This is a genomic window from Sinobacterium norvegicum (assembly GCF_923077115.1).
Classification (GTDB): domain Bacteria; phylum Pseudomonadota; class Gammaproteobacteria; order Pseudomonadales; family Sinobacteriaceae; genus Sinobacterium; species Sinobacterium norvegicum.
In genome coordinates, this window is sequence record NZ_CAKLPX010000001.1 from 1,133,677 (window position 1) to 1,148,895 (window position 15,219).

13 protein-coding genes are annotated in these 15,219 nt (G+C 50.5%); 5 read left to right on the plus strand and 8 right to left on the minus strand.

The features are described 5' to 3' along the window. Positions 1–18 precede the first annotated feature (18 nt). The 5 genes from pyk to L9P87_RS05020 all read left to right on the plus strand — a co-directional run bounded on the left by pyk (position 19) and on the right by L9P87_RS05020 (position 5,831). The gene (gene pyk, locus L9P87_RS05000) at positions 19–1,464 is read left to right on the plus strand and encodes a pyruvate kinase (RefSeq protein WP_237443570.1); all 1,446 of its coding nucleotides are present in this window, start codon (positions 19–21) and stop codon (positions 1,462–1,464) included. Positions 1,465–1,606: 142 nt separating this feature from the next. Beyond that, complete coding sequence (locus tag L9P87_RS05005) at positions 1,607–1,855, plus strand: DUF3297 family protein (RefSeq protein WP_237443571.1); 249 nt, start codon at positions 1,607–1,609, stop codon at positions 1,853–1,855. A gap of 247 nt (positions 1,856–2,102) precedes the next feature. Beyond that, positions 2,103–3,422 carry an anaerobic C4-dicarboxylate transporter gene (locus L9P87_RS05010; protein WP_237443572.1) on the plus strand — a complete coding sequence of 440 codons (1,320 nt, stop codon included), beginning with the start codon at positions 2,103–2,105 and terminating at the stop codon, positions 3,420–3,422. A 304-nt stretch (positions 3,423–3,726) separates the two neighbouring features. Further along, complete coding sequence (locus L9P87_RS05015) at positions 3,727–4,974, plus strand: sulfotransferase family protein (RefSeq protein WP_237443573.1); 1,248 nt, start codon at positions 3,727–3,729, stop codon at positions 4,972–4,974. A gap of 17 nt (positions 4,975–4,991) precedes the next feature. Continuing rightward, the gene (locus L9P87_RS05020; protein ID WP_237443574.1) at positions 4,992–5,831 is read left to right on the plus strand and encodes a hypothetical protein; all 840 of its coding nucleotides are present in this window, start codon (positions 4,992–4,994) and stop codon (positions 5,829–5,831) included. Between the two features lie 79 nt (positions 5,832–5,910). Here the strand turns inward: L9P87_RS05020 and L9P87_RS05025 are convergent, their stop codons facing one another. The 8 genes from L9P87_RS05025 to pgi all read right to left on the minus strand — a co-directional run bounded on the left by L9P87_RS05025 (position 5,911) and on the right by pgi (position 15,168). Continuing rightward, a complete protein-coding gene (locus tag L9P87_RS05025) occupies positions 5,911–6,678 on the minus strand; it encodes a 2OG-Fe(II) oxygenase (protein WP_237443575.1) in 768 nt (255 codons plus the stop codon). A gap of 18 nt (positions 6,679–6,696) precedes the next feature. Then, positions 6,697–8,034 carry an aldehyde dehydrogenase family protein gene (locus L9P87_RS05030; protein WP_237443576.1) on the minus strand — a complete coding sequence of 446 codons (1,338 nt, stop codon included), beginning with the start codon at positions 8,032–8,034 and terminating at the stop codon, positions 6,697–6,699. 70 nt (positions 8,035–8,104) lie between these two features. After that, positions 8,105–8,413: an ArsR/SmtB family transcription factor gene (locus L9P87_RS05035; RefSeq protein ID WP_237443577.1), complete on the minus strand. Its 309-nt coding sequence runs from the start codon at positions 8,411–8,413 to the stop codon at positions 8,105–8,107. A 144-nt stretch (positions 8,414–8,557) separates the two neighbouring features. Continuing rightward, positions 8,558–9,187 carry a bifunctional 4-hydroxy-2-oxoglutarate aldolase/2-dehydro-3-deoxy-phosphogluconate aldolase gene (eda, locus tag L9P87_RS05040; RefSeq protein WP_237443578.1) on the minus strand — a complete coding sequence of 210 codons (630 nt, stop codon included), beginning with the start codon at positions 9,185–9,187 and terminating at the stop codon, positions 8,558–8,560. A 113-nt stretch (positions 9,188–9,300) separates the two neighbouring features. Continuing rightward, positions 9,301–10,005: a 6-phosphogluconolactonase gene (locus L9P87_RS05045; protein WP_237443579.1), complete on the minus strand. Its 705-nt coding sequence runs from the start codon at positions 10,003–10,005 to the stop codon at positions 9,301–9,303. Continuing rightward, positions 10,002–11,477, minus strand: a complete 1,476-nt coding sequence (gene zwf / locus L9P87_RS05050) for a glucose-6-phosphate dehydrogenase (protein ID WP_237443580.1) — start codon at positions 11,475–11,477, stop codon at positions 10,002–10,004. The genes L9P87_RS05045 and zwf overlap by 4 nt, the downstream gene beginning before the upstream one ends. A gap of 96 nt (positions 11,478–11,573) precedes the next feature. Next, positions 11,574–13,382 (minus strand): phosphogluconate dehydratase, encoded by a 1,809-nt coding sequence (edd, locus tag L9P87_RS05055; protein ID WP_237443581.1) that lies wholly within the window; start codon positions 13,380–13,382, stop codon positions 11,574–11,576. A 127-nt stretch (positions 13,383–13,509) separates the two neighbouring features. After that, positions 13,510–15,168 carry a glucose-6-phosphate isomerase gene (gene pgi, locus L9P87_RS05060; RefSeq protein WP_237443582.1) on the minus strand — a complete coding sequence of 553 codons (1,659 nt, stop codon included), beginning with the start codon at positions 15,166–15,168 and terminating at the stop codon, positions 13,510–13,512. Between the last annotated feature and the right edge of the window lie 51 nt (positions 15,169–15,219).

Consider the following 15,219-nt stretch of genomic DNA (forward strand, 5'->3'; position numbering starts at 1 on the left):
TCAGCAAGAGATATCAACATGCTTAGAAGAACTAAAATTGTCGCCACCCTGGGCCCAGCCACCGATGATCCGGCCACACTGGAGCGACTCATTCTCGCTGGCGTTAACGTCGTCCGCTTGAATTTTTCCCACGGCCAGCCGCAGGATCACGATCAGCGCGCCCAGCAAGTCCGTCGCATTGCCAAGCAACATGGCCGCACCGTTGCCATCCTCGGTGATTTGCAGGGGCCGAAGATTCGTATCGCCCGCTTCCAACAGAGCTCTATCATCCTCTGCGCCGGTGACGGTTTCATCCTCGACGCCAGTCTCGGCAGCGACGAGGGCAACCAGTACCAGGTCGGCCTCGACTACGACAATCTACCTAACGAGGTTGCCGCCGGCGATAAACTATTGCTCGACGATGGTCGTATTGTTTTAGCCGTCACCGCCATTGAAAACAGCCGCATCAGTACCACGGTGGTCGTTGGCGGTAAGCTGTCGAACAACAAGGGCATTAACCTGGAAGGCGGTGGCCTGAGTGCCGCCGCACTGACCGAGAAAGATTACCGCGACATTCGCCACGCCGCCGAAATCGACGTCGATTATTTGGCCGTGTCGTTTGTCCGCTCCGCCGCCGATATCGAACTGGCTCGCTCCGCCTTCGAACAGGCCGGAGGCAACGGCGGCATCGTCGCCAAGATCGAGCGCGCCGAGGCCGTCGCCTGTAACGACTTACTCGACGAGATCATTAAATCCACCGACGTCATCATGGTGGCCCGGGGTGACTTGGGTGTCGAGATCGGCGACGCGCAGCTGGTCGCCGTACAGAAGCATTTAATCGAGCGCTCGCGCCAGCTCAATAAGATTGTCATCACCGCCACCCAGATGATGGAGTCGATGATCGACAGCCCGCTACCCACCCGCGCCGAGGTGTTTGATGTTGCCAACGCCGTACTCGACGGCACCGATGCGGTGATGCTCTCCGGTGAAACCGCCGCCGGTCACTTTCCGGTCGAGGCCGTTGAGGCGATGGACCGGGTGATTCTTGGGGCCGAAAAACACCCCTCCGCACATGTCTCCGCCCACCGCCTGCATCAGAACTTCAGCGTCGCCGATGAGTCCATTGCCATGGCTACGATGTACACTGCCAACCACCTCATTGGTGTCGGCGCTATCATCAGCATGACCGAAACCGGCAGCACCCCGAAGCTGATGTCACGCATCAGCTCCAACACGCCGATCTTCGCCTTCACCCCCAATGTGAAGACCGAAAACCGCGTCGCGCTCTATCGTGGTGTCGTCCCCGTCACCTTCGATATCAGCAGCGTCCCCCCCGCCGAAATCAACGATTGCGTGGTGCAAAACCTGATCGACCGCAAGCAGGTTACAACAGGTGATTGGGTAATCCTGTCCAAGGGCGATTTCGATAACGTCCACGGCGGCACCAATACCATGAAGATTATTGCCGTGGGTGGTGCCACCTAACAGATATCATCAGTGATTATTTATGGCGCCTTTTAGGCGCCTTTTTATAGGCTTGTTACCGTCTTACAACATGTAGCCTTGTTGAGCACTAGGACTATATTGACTACAATGTCACCCATACTACTTATCTGAGGCTCCCCGTATGAACGACACCACATCACAACCCGAGTTACCCGATCGCCTGTCGGTAAACCCCAAAAGCAAACACCATGTGGCCGCCATCTTCGAACACAATATCGGTATCCGCTTGAATGACAAAGAGCGTAACGATGTTGAGGAGTACTGCATCAGCGAAGGCTGGGTGAAAATCCCCTCACCTAAAGCGCTGGATCGTCGCGGACAACCGCTGTTGGTGAAGCTCAAAGGTACGGTTGAAGCCTTTTATAAATAAACCGTTCGCTGCACCGCTTTGAAGAATGACGCAGGCCTTGCCTTGTCATTCCTCGACCAACCGCCTAATTCTTCCTCACAAGCCCCCTCCTGTTAACAAGCCCAATACCCAGCTCAACAATAATTGACCGGCGTCAAACTGTTTGACGGTTGCCACATTAGCGATGAATATCACTATCCATAGCAAGGTCTAGCCCTTTTCAGCCGATTATAATTGGCCACTTGATAAAGTGATGATGAGGTGTGCCATGTTTTATCTACACATGCTGTTACTGTTAAGTGTTATTTTTGTCGGCATACGCCACGGTGGCATTGCCTTTGGCTTACTCGGCGGTTTAGGCGTCTCTATTTTAGCCTTTGTCTTCGGCATCGCTCCGGGTACGCCACCGATCAGTGTCATGCTGATAATTCTGGCTGTCGTTGCCGCCTCGGCGACACTGGAGGCCACCGGCGGTCTCAAGCTACTGGTTAGATATGCCGAGAAGCTGCTGCGCAAACACCCCAATCAAATTGTTTTTCTTGGACCACTGTGTACCTATTCCCTCACCGTTTTAGTCGGTACCGGCCATTCGGTCTACCCGCTGTTGCCGGTGATTTACGATGTTGCCTACAAGAAAGGCATTCGCCCCGAGCGGCCGATGGCAATGGCAACCATCGCCTCACAAATGGGTATCACAGCCAGCCCAATTGCGGCGGCAGCGGCAGTGGTCATGGCAACGGCGGCCGACAACAATCTGGATATCGGCCTTATCAATGTGTTATTGGTCACCATCCCTGCAACGCTTATCGGTGTGCTTGCCGGTTGTTTTTGGAGTTTGCGACGCGGCTGTGACTTAGACAAAGACCCGGCATTTCTTGCCCGCTGTGAAGACCCAGAATTCAAGTCACAATTAATCGATGAGCAGGATCAGGCTGGTGATAACAGCATCCAACCCATGGCCAAAAAAGGCCTGGGCATTTTCCTCGCCGGTATTGCCACGGTTATCATGGTTGCACTGTTTGGTAACAGTCTCGGGCTGCTGCCCGAGGGAGTTAACATGTCGGTGGCGATACAATTTTTAATGCTATCGGTCGGTGCCGTCATTATACTAACCACCAAGGTTGACCCCAAAAAAATCGTCAACAGCAACGTCTTTATCGCCGGTATGACGGCGGTCATTATTATCTTTGGTATTGCCTGGATGAGCGATACTATTATCGGCCATCACAAGGTCTATTTAATCAGCCTGGTCAGCGATCTGGTCGCCGAGCTGCCATGGACTTTTGCCATCGCCATGTTTTTGGTGTCGATTTTTCTTAAAAGCCAGGCCGCGGTATTGGTGATTATGCTGCCGCTGGGGTTTTCGATGGGGATTCCAGCCGAGGTGTTGATCGGCGTGCTGCCAGCCTGTTATGCCTACTTCTTCTTCCCCTTCTACCCCAGCGACTTAGCCGCCATTACCTTCGATCGCTCAGGCACTACTCAGATTGGTAAATACGTGCTCAACCACAGCTTTTTATTACCCGGCTTCATCGGTGTAACCACCGCGACAATCACAGGCTATCTGATCTCGATTACCATTAATTAAACCGACACAGAGACGCAACAGCAAGGACGCTGACAAGCCCTCTACAGCGGCGCTTTTATAGACAAAGCAATTTTCAACCACTGCGCCGCCCTCCCCATCGCCCAATTTTGATCTTCCATTTATCATCCTGCGTGCTATTATTAAACACCGTTAGTTAATTAGCTAAAACTAACGAGAAGTTCATCAAAAGGCTTTTGCTGCACATGCTGAAAGGTTTGGCGAGTGAGCAATTATAACAATAATCTTCATAGCCTCGACAACGCCGTCTGTGTTGTTATCGCCATAACAATAGGACCCTGCCTGTATGTCTTTTTCTAAAGTTGCCACCGATATCAAACGTCCCTTTGCAGTGACGTTGATTAATACCGTCGGCCGATTATTAAACACGGTGGGCATTACTGCTGTCCGTTTAGACGAGCAAAAATTGCTGAACAAAGCACAGAAAAACACTGGTCTGAGTGACTTCGGCGACGATGATTTTAGAGAGGGGCTGACCGTTTTACTCCACTCTTTAGAGCATGAGGCCGAGCTCAACCTGCTGGGCCGAATCATGGCTTACAAGCAGGTACTGAATTTATTAAAAAATAGATTATTGATTACCGACACACTGAAGAAAAACCCTGAGATTGAACAAATAGACATTGCCAAGCCGATGATTATCGCCGGCCTACCACGCACCGGAACGACTATTCTTCAGGGCTTATTAGCCGCCGACCCGGACAGCCGCGTATTAAAATTTTGGGAGGGGGCGCAGCCCTGCCCGCCGGCCTCGGGGCCAGACAACCGTATTGCCGACAGCAAGAAAGACATGGATATTTTATGCCAGTTCATTCCGGGATTTCAGGCGATCCACTCTGTCGGCGCCGAACTGCCGCAGGAATGCCTGACCCTGATGGCCATCAACTTTACCAGCGCCCAGTTTGAATTGAATTTTAATGTGCCCAGTTACCAGGAGTGGTATTTCAACCGCGACTTAAGCAAAACATTTATCTTTCATAAAAAATGCCTACAGCTACTACAGTTTTATCAGCCCGGTCAACATTGGGTATTAAAAACACCACCCCATGTCAGCGCGGTAGAACCATTACTGGCGATTTATCCCGACGCTCGCATATTACAAACCCACCGCGACCCGGCAAAGGTGATGATCTCTGTCTCCAGTCTCTACTATGCCCTGCACGCCTTGGGCTCAGATACCGTGACGCCGACAATGATAGGGGCGTTAGAGGTCAAAAACTGGGCCAGACACCTAGAGATAAGCATGCAAGCGCGGGACCGACTGGGCGATAAAGCCGAGCAGATTTATGACGTCTATTTTGATGACTTGCTCGATACCCCAGTCGCCGAAATCAAAAAAATCTACAACCACTTTAACATGACCTGGTCTGACACCTTAGAGCAGACGCTAAATACATTTATGGCGCAAAATACACGAGAAAAACACGGTAAACACGCCTATAGCGCAGAGATGTTCGGCTTGAATGAAGACGAACTCGACGAGGCTTTTAGTGCCTATCGACAACGTTTTAATATTTCGAAAAATAATCGCTAATCACACAAGGAAATTCTATGAATACTGTTGCGACAAATCGCGCCACTCTCAGGCGCTGGTACGATAAGATGTGGGCGGAATGTGATAGTGGCTTGGTGCCTAAGATTGCCGGCCAAACGTACTTGCGCCACGATATTACCGGCGCCAATAATGCCATGACCTCTGAGCAATACGGTGAGATGGTCGGTATCGGCACCACTGACAGCACGGTAATCGATTTTAGCTACTGCTTAATCGCCCAGGATAACTATGTCGGCTCTATCGGCCGCATGATGTTTGAGGGTGATCGTCAGTGGGACTGGGTGCAACTATTCCGTTTAGAAGACGGAAAAATGGTCGAAACCTGGTTGCCCGGCATGGGCGGCACAGACCCCTTTGGCTTCCCCCAGGCCTGGTCAGTATGGCAGGGCGGCGAAATCCCACCAGCCTTACCCGAGAGCTCTCGTCAAACCTGTGTGCGCGAATTTTTGCAACAGCGCTGGGTCGACAATAAGCCAGAGACTCTTGACCAATTCGTTGGCGACTACATCGTGGTCCATGATACCGACAAGGCCGGTCAACAACTGACTCGCCAGGGCTATAACGATGTCATCGCCGCTCAACTGGCGACACGCGATGTGGCGGATTTGCAGCTGTTTATGCTGGAAGAGGATAATCTGATCATTGCGGTGGCTAGCTGGCAGGTGAATGGCGACAAGCAGTGGGACTTCACCCAGGCCTTCCGCTTTGACGGCAACCTGATAGTTGAAACATGGCTACCCTCGATCGGCGGCACCGACGATACCTTATCGCTGGGGCCACACTCAAGATGGCCAGACGGGGTTATCCCCGAGACGGTCTATCGCCCGAAGCCATAACGGGCCAACAGACGCTGGCGCGACTGACGCACCTCAGTCGCGCCAGAGTTTTCCCTAGCAACTCTACTGACAACTCTATTTACAACTCAAACAACACATCACTGCGCACGATATATTTAGTCCCCTGGCTAATGTCTTCCGAGCCATGCAAACAGTGCAGCGGATGAGTGCCATGGGGGAAGCATAAAACACTGCCCGCCGGGGTTCTCACATTGACAGTGGTAGCACTTGCTCTGCCGCGTGCTGGCAGTTCAGGGTTTTCACTGTTAACCAAAAACTGAGTATGTCCGCCCTGATAATCGTCACTTAAAAAAATCAAAAACGTGTACATACTCCAGCGATCATCGTAGGCATTACTGACTAATTCGCCATCAATAATTCGACTACCCGGCCAGGAACCATCGGTATGGGTGGAGAAGAAATCACCTTGCTGGTAACGATAGAAACGACAACGACCATTAATACCAAGTGGCTTTTTACCGGCGAAATGATTCTTTGTATCGGTAAATAAATTTTTACAACGCTGCCAAATTAAATCGGTGGTCGTGTCGTCGGCCACCCAGGTGAGATTATTGTTATGACGAATTGAGCGTGGCAGTGATACCGCCGCATCATCGGTATAACCCAGGGTCTCAGTCGTGGTAATAAACTGCTCACACTCCGCTTTAGTCAGCACATTGTGAAGCTGAAAGGCGCCGGGGACCGATGTAATATCCTGCCGTGTCACCTTCGCTGGCGCCGCTTCAGCAAGTGCCATCGGGTTTTCGATCGCCGAGGCCCACAGCGGCAAATCATCACGCATGCTGCCGGTTTCTCTGCTGGCAATATAAAATCGTTGTTCATTCATTTGACTACTCCTATTCGCTTAACGCGACACGACTCTGACTTGACTAAACTGGCGATGACCTTCGGCTGATCCGTGATAACCATAACCACTTTGCTTGGCTCCAACCCACGGAGCATTTCCGCCACCACCCTGACCTTGATTAATGCCAATCATGCCTGCTTCTAAGCGCTCGGCCACGGCCTCAACACCGGCGCCACCAAATACCACTGCTCCCAATCCATAATCGGAATCGTTGGCGCGGGCAACAGCCTCATCGACGGTGTCAAAACGACTAATCGCGACGACGGGACCAAAGGTTTCCTGCTGTTCAATCAGCATATCGCGGCTCATTCCGGTCAACACTGTTGGCTTAATATACGGCGCTGTTTGCTCGCTGCCGCCCAATAAGACGGTCGCCCCCTTAGCCTCGGCATCCGCGATATGACTCACCACCGTCTGATGTTGTTTGGCGTTGATAATAGGGCCTATATTGACCCCGGCCTGATGCCACGGACCAGTTTTATATTGCCTGGCTATTTGCACCACACGTTGCTCAAATGCCTCTGCAACAGCACGGTCAACATAGATTCGTTCAATCGAAGTGCACATTTGGCCGGCATTTTCAAAACTGCCTGCAACGGCGAAATAAGCCGCGTTATCAATATTGGCATTGGCCATCACAATCATCGGATCGTTGCCCCCCAACTCCATCACCAAGCGCTTTAGCGTCGGTGCAGAGCGCGCCATAATATCATGGCCGACCGCCTTGGATCCGGTAAAGGCAACCATTTGCACATCGCTGCTTACCAACGCTCGGCCGACATCACCATCACCCTGTAGAACCTGCAAAACCCCGTCCGGTAATGCCTCAGCTAACTGACCAAAGAATACCTCGGCAATCAACGGTGTGTGCTCCGACGGTTTCAAAATAACGCTGTTGCCGGCAATCAACGCTGGGACAATCAAATTGTTCGCCATCATCACCGGGTAATTCCAAGGGGCAATCACCGCCACAACACCGAGAGGGCGGTATTGTAATTCAGTGCCACGAGCCACCGGCTGGCTTTTGAAAGCCGCCACTGCCTCACTGGCGAGATACTCGCCCATTGAAACCGCCCCCCCCACTTCACCGTTGGCGCGACGACGATCCTTGCCCTGCTCCTTGGCCAGCAAATCACTCAGTGCCGCTACCTGCTCAATTAAGCCATCATAGGCCTTGGTCACGGCGGCAGCTCGCGCTTCAAGCGTCAAAGCGCCCCAAGCCTTCTGTGCTTTCGATGCCTGTGTTACTGCCTCATTCACTGCCTGAGCCGTTGCGATATCGACCTCACCAATTGCCTCTCCGGTACTGGGGTCGTAGGATACTAGCGTCGTCATTGTGATCACCTTCAAGTATTGGGATATCTAAATTTATCGATATATGTGAGTAATAAAAAAACAGCGTCGCTTACAGCTGCTGATTTAACTGGGCTAAAAACGCCGAGATTTGTACTTCGTTACGCTGATAATATGTCCACGGTCCAATCCGTTTTGACGTGACCAATTGAGCACGCTGCAACGTGGTCAGGTATGACGATATCGTCGACTGGGACAGCTGTGCTTTCTCTTGGATAATACTGACACAAACACCCTCAATATCGGCGTCAACCAACTGCTCCGCCACCTCAAAATTTACCGACGGGTGTTTTAGCCAGTGGAGTATATCCAACCGAATGGGGTTGTTAATGGCCTTCAGTACTTCTGTCACATCAATCATGGAATCATCTACCCCGTCTATTTGAGGCTTACTCTACACCCATATCGATAAATGTCAATATCTAAATATTCAGTTTTCTGTACGAAAATTATTGGTGCCGCCGCCGTTGGCTGTGGCGTTACACCATTAAAACGCGATCAGTCATTACGCCAAAAGCGCAGCGGCCTCTTCACTCTGCTGACTGATCGTCGACCAATCTTTTGCACTGATAGATTTGGCCGATGCCATCCACGATCCGCCAATACAAGCGACGTTGGGCAACGACAAATAATCGCCGGCATTAGCCGTACTAATGCCACCTGTGGGACAGAATGTCAGCTGTGGCATCACCGCCGAAACGGTTTTCAAAAACGGGGCACCGCCGTTTAATTCGGCAGGAAAAAATTTCAACACCTGATAGCCTACGTTATAGAGCGCCATCATTTCAGATAATGTGCTGGCACCGGGTAAAAACGGTACGTCATACTGCGCCGCTGCCGCCAGCAATTGTTCACAACATCCGGGGCTGACGATAAACTGACTGCCGGCTTCCACCGCTAAACGATAGTGCTCTGCAGTTAATATAGTCCCCGCACCGATGATTAAATCGGGGCACGCATCACGCATTGCCTTAATCGACGCCAGTGCCGCCTCGGTACGCAATGTTACTTCTAAGACCTTTAAACCACCGTCACTGAGTGCCTGTGCCAGTGGTACGGCATCCTCTACACTCTCGATGACCAACACGGGAATAACAGGGCTAATCTTCAATACATCTGCCAGGCCTGTCTGCATATCACTCTCCAAATACAATTATTCAATTTAAATGCCCCTGTGTTATTTATTCACAAAAGCCAATAATAAAAAAGCCACACTGTACAACAGCGTGGCAAAGCTAGCCTTATAAGCTAGGGTGACCAATAGACGTGAATATCTTTTTGATGTTGCTTCAGCACCGCGGTAACTGGCGTCGAGTAGATATCATTCGATGACAGCGCCTGCTGGAAGACGTTGAATTTTTCCTCGCCGGTAATCAATAAAATAATATTATCGCTGGCCAAGATATTACTCAACGTCAGCGTCGCTCGCTCGACATAACGGCCGGTAACCGCTGACTCCACTGCGGTAATTGCCGCCACCCGATGATGATTGTCCGCCAGCAATGCCGCTGCCAAACCCTCTGCATGGGGAAAAAACGAAGCGGTATGACCGTCCCCGCCCATACCCAGAATACACAGCGTCGATTGCTTAGGCAGCTGACTGTAGCGACGCTCCAGCATATTTAAACCCAGCGCAGGGGTTGTCGCCTCATTCGTCATCGGCAGCAGGGAAAAACCATCTGCGGAAGAGAAACAACTGTCGATAAAGCGGTGATTACTGCCACTGCTGTCGTAATCTACCCAGCGTTCGTCGACCATCGCCCAGTTAACATCGGCGAAATTAAGCGGCGAGTTAGCCAGAATCTCGTAAAGCGGCGCCGGTGTACTGCCCCCTGACAAATACACCGTTGCCGATTTAGTCGAATCCACGCTCTGACTAATCGCCTTAAGACAATGCTGACCGAGTTGCGCGAATAATTGCTCTCGATCAGTAAAAAAATGTTCAATAATCATTGGTCAGATTCTCCATTAAACCAGTAACGGTCATCTTGCTCGATTAACGTTTTAGCAGCACTCGGCCCCCAAGAACCAGCACGGTATAAATCCGGTGTGTGAGCCGATTGCTGCCACTGCTCAATAATCGGATCTATCCAGCGCCAGGCACAATCCACCTCGTCACGGTGGATAAACAACGCGGGATTATTCGCCGCCACATCCAAAATTAAGCGCTTATAGGCATCGGATTTAAAATTATCGTAGGTATCAGAAAAATTCAAATTCAGGCTAACCGGCTTAAGCTTGGTCTCTAAGCAGGTTAAATCCTTGGTCATCAGGCTGAGCTGAATACTCTCACCGGGCTGCAACTTTATAATCAGCTGGTTGGGCGTCATCTGGCCAACACTGCCGTCATAAACCCGGTGTGAAACCTCTTTAAACTGGATAACGATTTTTGCACTGCGCGCCTTCATTCGTTTGCCTGTTGAGAGGTAAAACGGCACCTTCGACCAACGCCAGTTATCAATGTGCGCTTTGATGGCGACAAAGGTTTCAGTGTTACTACTCGGCTTGCCCAATTCCTCTAGATAGCCGGGCACAAGATCGCCATTGAATTCACCGGCGACGTATTGACCACGAACCGTGTAGTCGTCAACATCGGCGCCGGTGAGCGGCCGCAAGGCTTCTAACACCTTCAGTTTTTCTGCCCGGATACTATTCGCATCGAGCTTGTTTGGTGACTCCATGGCAACCAAACACAGCAGTTGCAGCAAATGGTTTTGCACCATGTCACGGAGCGCACCGGCATTATCATAAAATCCGGCACGCCCCTCTAAGCCTACAGTTTCTGAAATACTAATCTGTACATGGTCAATCGATTTGGCATCCCATAATTGCTCGAAAATAACATTGGTAAAGCGCAGAGCCATTAAATTTTGCACCGTCTCCTTACCCAGGTAGTGATCGATACGAAAAATACTTTTCTCATCAAAGTAGCGGGCAATTTCATCATTGATTGCCGATGCGGTGACACCATCATAGCCGATTGGTTTTTCAACCACGATTCTGCTCTGGCCGTTAATCATTTTTTGCTGGCTGAGATTTTCGCAGGTAATACCAAAAATAGCAGGCGGTACAGCCATGTAAAAAATACGTGACTGCTCGGCATCTTTACTGAACAACTTGTGTAATGATTTCCAACGTTCATCAACAGTGGTGATATCCAGAGCACAGGGCATGACCAATTGCATAAAGCTATCAGCAACAGCGCTGTCATACTCATCCGAAGACAAGAATTGCTGTAGAGACTTTGCCAATATCTCGGCATACCCCGCCGCAGTCTCGGCATCGCGGCAGGTCGGTATGATTCGGCTATTGCTATCAAAGCTGCCTTCGGCGTAGCCGCGATAGAGCGCAGGCATCAGTTTGCGCAGCGATAAATCGCCACAGCCGCCGAAAAGTACGATATCAAAAACTGTTGTTGTCGCCATAAGTCACATCACTATTAGTAGAGTCTTCGCCAATCTATGATTTATTTTTCGATTGGCGTTTTACACATGCGGTTTATATTATTTGCCTACAAGGGGCTACCAGCGAAACAGAGTTGCACCCTCTTCGGCGCTGTTCATTAACTCTCTCATCGGCGCAAACAGTTCTCGGCCCATACCATTATTATTCGCTGATATATCGGGCACAATGACTGTTCTGGCCGCCAATACCTGCTCGCTGACATCGACGGTCAGGCTGCCGTTTTCGCCGTCGAGGGTAATCATATCGCCCTCTGCAATTTTGCTGATGATACCGCCGGCCAGTGCCTCCGGCACCATATGCATGGCCGCAGGCACCTTGCCCGAGGCTCCCGACATGCGCCCGTCGGTAATCAACGCGACTTTGTGACCCGCATCTTGCAAGGCACCGAGAACGGTCATTAATTGGTGCAATTCCGGCATACCATTGGCCTTCGGTCCCTGATAACGGACGACGGCAATAAAATCTGTATTTAACAAACCTTGATCAAAGGCATTCTTTAACGCTTTTTGAGATTCAAAGATCTTGGCCGGTGCTCGCACAAAACGGTGTTGTTCGACAACCGCCGACAGCTTTATCACACTGCGACCAATATTACCCTGCAACAGTTTCAAGCCGCCGGTGGTGGCGAACGGTTCGGCAACAGTGGTAAGCACTTGCTTATCGCCACTGTCAGTTGGACAATCCTGCCATACCAACACCTTGTCCAAGGCTGGTATTTGACGATATCGGTCCATACCCTGTTCGCCGCAGACAGTATAAACATCGTCGTGCAGCAAACCGGCATCGATTAACTCACGAATCAAAAAGGCCATACCACCAGCTTGATGAAAGTGATTAATATCGGCTTGGCCATTAGGATAGATACGGCATAGTAGCGGCACCACTGCGGACAACTCAGCAATATCTTGCCAGTCGATAATAAAGCCTGCGGCTGCAGCCATCGCGACCATATGAATAAGATGATTGGTTGAGCCGCCGGTGGCTAACAGGCCAATTAAGCCGTTGACGATATTCTTACAATCGACAATCTGTGCCAGCGGTACCGCCTTGTTATCGATATTACGCAGTAGTTGTTGGGTGGCGTAATCAGTCAATTCCGGACGCAGCTCAGACATTGGCGAGACGAAAGAACTGCCTGGCAATTGCAGCCCCATGATCTCCATTAGCATTTGATTACTGTTGGCTGTGCCATAGAAAGTACAGGTACCGGCAGAATGGTAAGACGCGCTTTCGACCTCTAACATTCTCTCTTTGCTGACCTCGCCCTTGGCAAACTGCTGCCTAACCTTCGCCTTTTCAGCATTTGGAATACCCGAGCCCATCGGCCCGGCCGGCACAAAGATAGCCGGTAGATGACCAAAGGAAAGTGCACCGATTAACAAACCCGGAACAATTTTGTCGCAAATACCCAGCATCATGGCGCCATCAAACATATCATGCGACAAGGCGATCGCTGTCGACATTGCCACCACCTCCCGGCTAAGCAGAGATAACTCCATACCATCGCGCCCCTGAGTAACGCCATCACACATTGCCGGCACACCGCCGGCGAATTGGCAACTGGCACCGGCTTCGGCGGCGACGCGCTTAATTTGCGCGGGGTAATCAAAATATGGCTGATGCGCTGATAACATATCATTGTACGCGGAGATGATACCGATATTGGCCGCGCCATTGGCAGCCAGCAATTGTTTTTGATCATCACCACAGGCAGCAAAACCATGTGCTAAGTTTCCACAGGAAAGTCGATTACGCGTGACACCGCTGTGCCTGGCCGTCTTAACTTTATCCTCATAGCGGCCACGGCTATCTTCGCTGCGCTGGGCAATACGGGCTGTTACTTTTGCTACTGTGGTGTTAATCATCTGCAACCTACTCTGTCTGAATAGCCCCGACCATCGGCCAGTGAACACCATCAGACTTAACGTTTAAAATGTCTATACTATTTATTCTATAGCACGTAATGGGCAGCATTTCTGCCGCCGGCACAAGCTATTTCTTGCGGCTTCTACTCTTGACTGTTTTATAGCGATCGATCAAGTTCTTAGTCGAGCTATCATGCTGTTTATTTTCAGTATTATTATGCAGCTCCTGTTCGATGCCCTTGGCCAACATTTTGCCAAGCTCGACACCCCACTGATCAAATGAGCAAACCTGCCAAATAATACCCTGCACAAAAATCTTGTGTTCATACATAGCGATTAAGGCGCCAACAGACTGCGGTGTAATCTTATCCAGCAAAATGGTGTTCGATGGACGGTTACCCTGATGAACTTTATGGGTTACCAGTTCAGATATTCTGCTCTCGTCGGTGCCGCCGGCACGCAGTTGGGCAGCCACCTGCTCTTCATCAACGCCCTGCATCAACGCTTGGGTCTGGGCAAAGAAGTTAGCCATTAACAAGTCGTGATGACCATCAACCGGATCGACACTTTCAACAGAACCAATAAAGTCAGCCGGCACCACTTGTGTACCTTGATGCAGTAATTGGTAAAAAGCATGTTGACCATTAATACCTAGCTGCCCCCATAAGATCGGACAGGTCGAGTAATCTACCTTGGCACCGCTCCAGCGAACAGACTTGCCGTTACTTTCCATCTCTGCCTGTTGTAAGTAGGCAGGCAGCATATGCAGTGATTGGTCGTAGGGCAAAATAGCATGACTGCCGCGACCTAAAAAAGTGCTATTCCAAATACCAACCAGCGCCAACATCACCGGTGCATTCTTTTCGAAGGGCTGAGAGATAAAATGCTTGTCCATCATATTAGCCCCCTCTAGCAACTGCGCAAAAACTTCAAAGCCAAGCTCTAACGCAATAGGTAAGCCGATAGATGACCACAGCGAGAAACGTCCGCCAACCCAATCCCACATGCTAAAGATATTATCGGCGCCAATACCGAATTCAGTCGCCTTTTGTAAATTAGCTGTCACCGCCACAAAGTGATTCTTGATGTCTCCTTGACTGGCGCCGCTCTGCTCTAACCAGCGCTTAGCAGTATTGGCGTTACGCATGGTTTCTGCGGTGGTAAAGGTCTTGGAAGAGACAATAAAAAGTGTCGTGTGCGGGTTGAGCGTCGTTAATACATTGTTAATTTGCACGCCGTCGGCATTGGATACATAGTGCACGTTGAGCCGGTTATCGCTGTAGCCTCTTAACGCCTCACTGACCATTTGTGGGCCAAGGTTGGAGCCGCCGACACCGAGGGTGACAACATCTGTTATCCACTTACCGGTATAGCCTCGCCACTCACCGGAGCGTACCTGACGAACGAAATTTTTCACCGCCGCCAACTCTGTATTCACCAGTTCGCTAACATTCTCATCATCGATGTTTAGCGATTCGTCGACACTGCCACGCAGCGCCATGTGTAGCACTGGACGCTGCTCGGTTTTATTAATAGGTTCGGCATTAAAAAACCGACTACGCCACTTAACCAAGTCAGATTCTTCAGCCAACTTTATTAACAGCGCCTTCACATCTTCGTCAATTCTATTTTTTGAGTAATCGACCATCATATAAGGCAGTTCGATTGCGTATTTTTCAAAACGCTGCTTATCGTCTTCAAACAGGGATGAAATTGAAACATCGCTGGCCTTTTGGGCCTGTTTCTCAAGCGCCTTCCAGCTGGGTAATTGGGTGGGACTAGTCATCTTCGCCTCGGTGTTGTTTTTATATCGATCGCAGCGTCCAAACAGCCAATC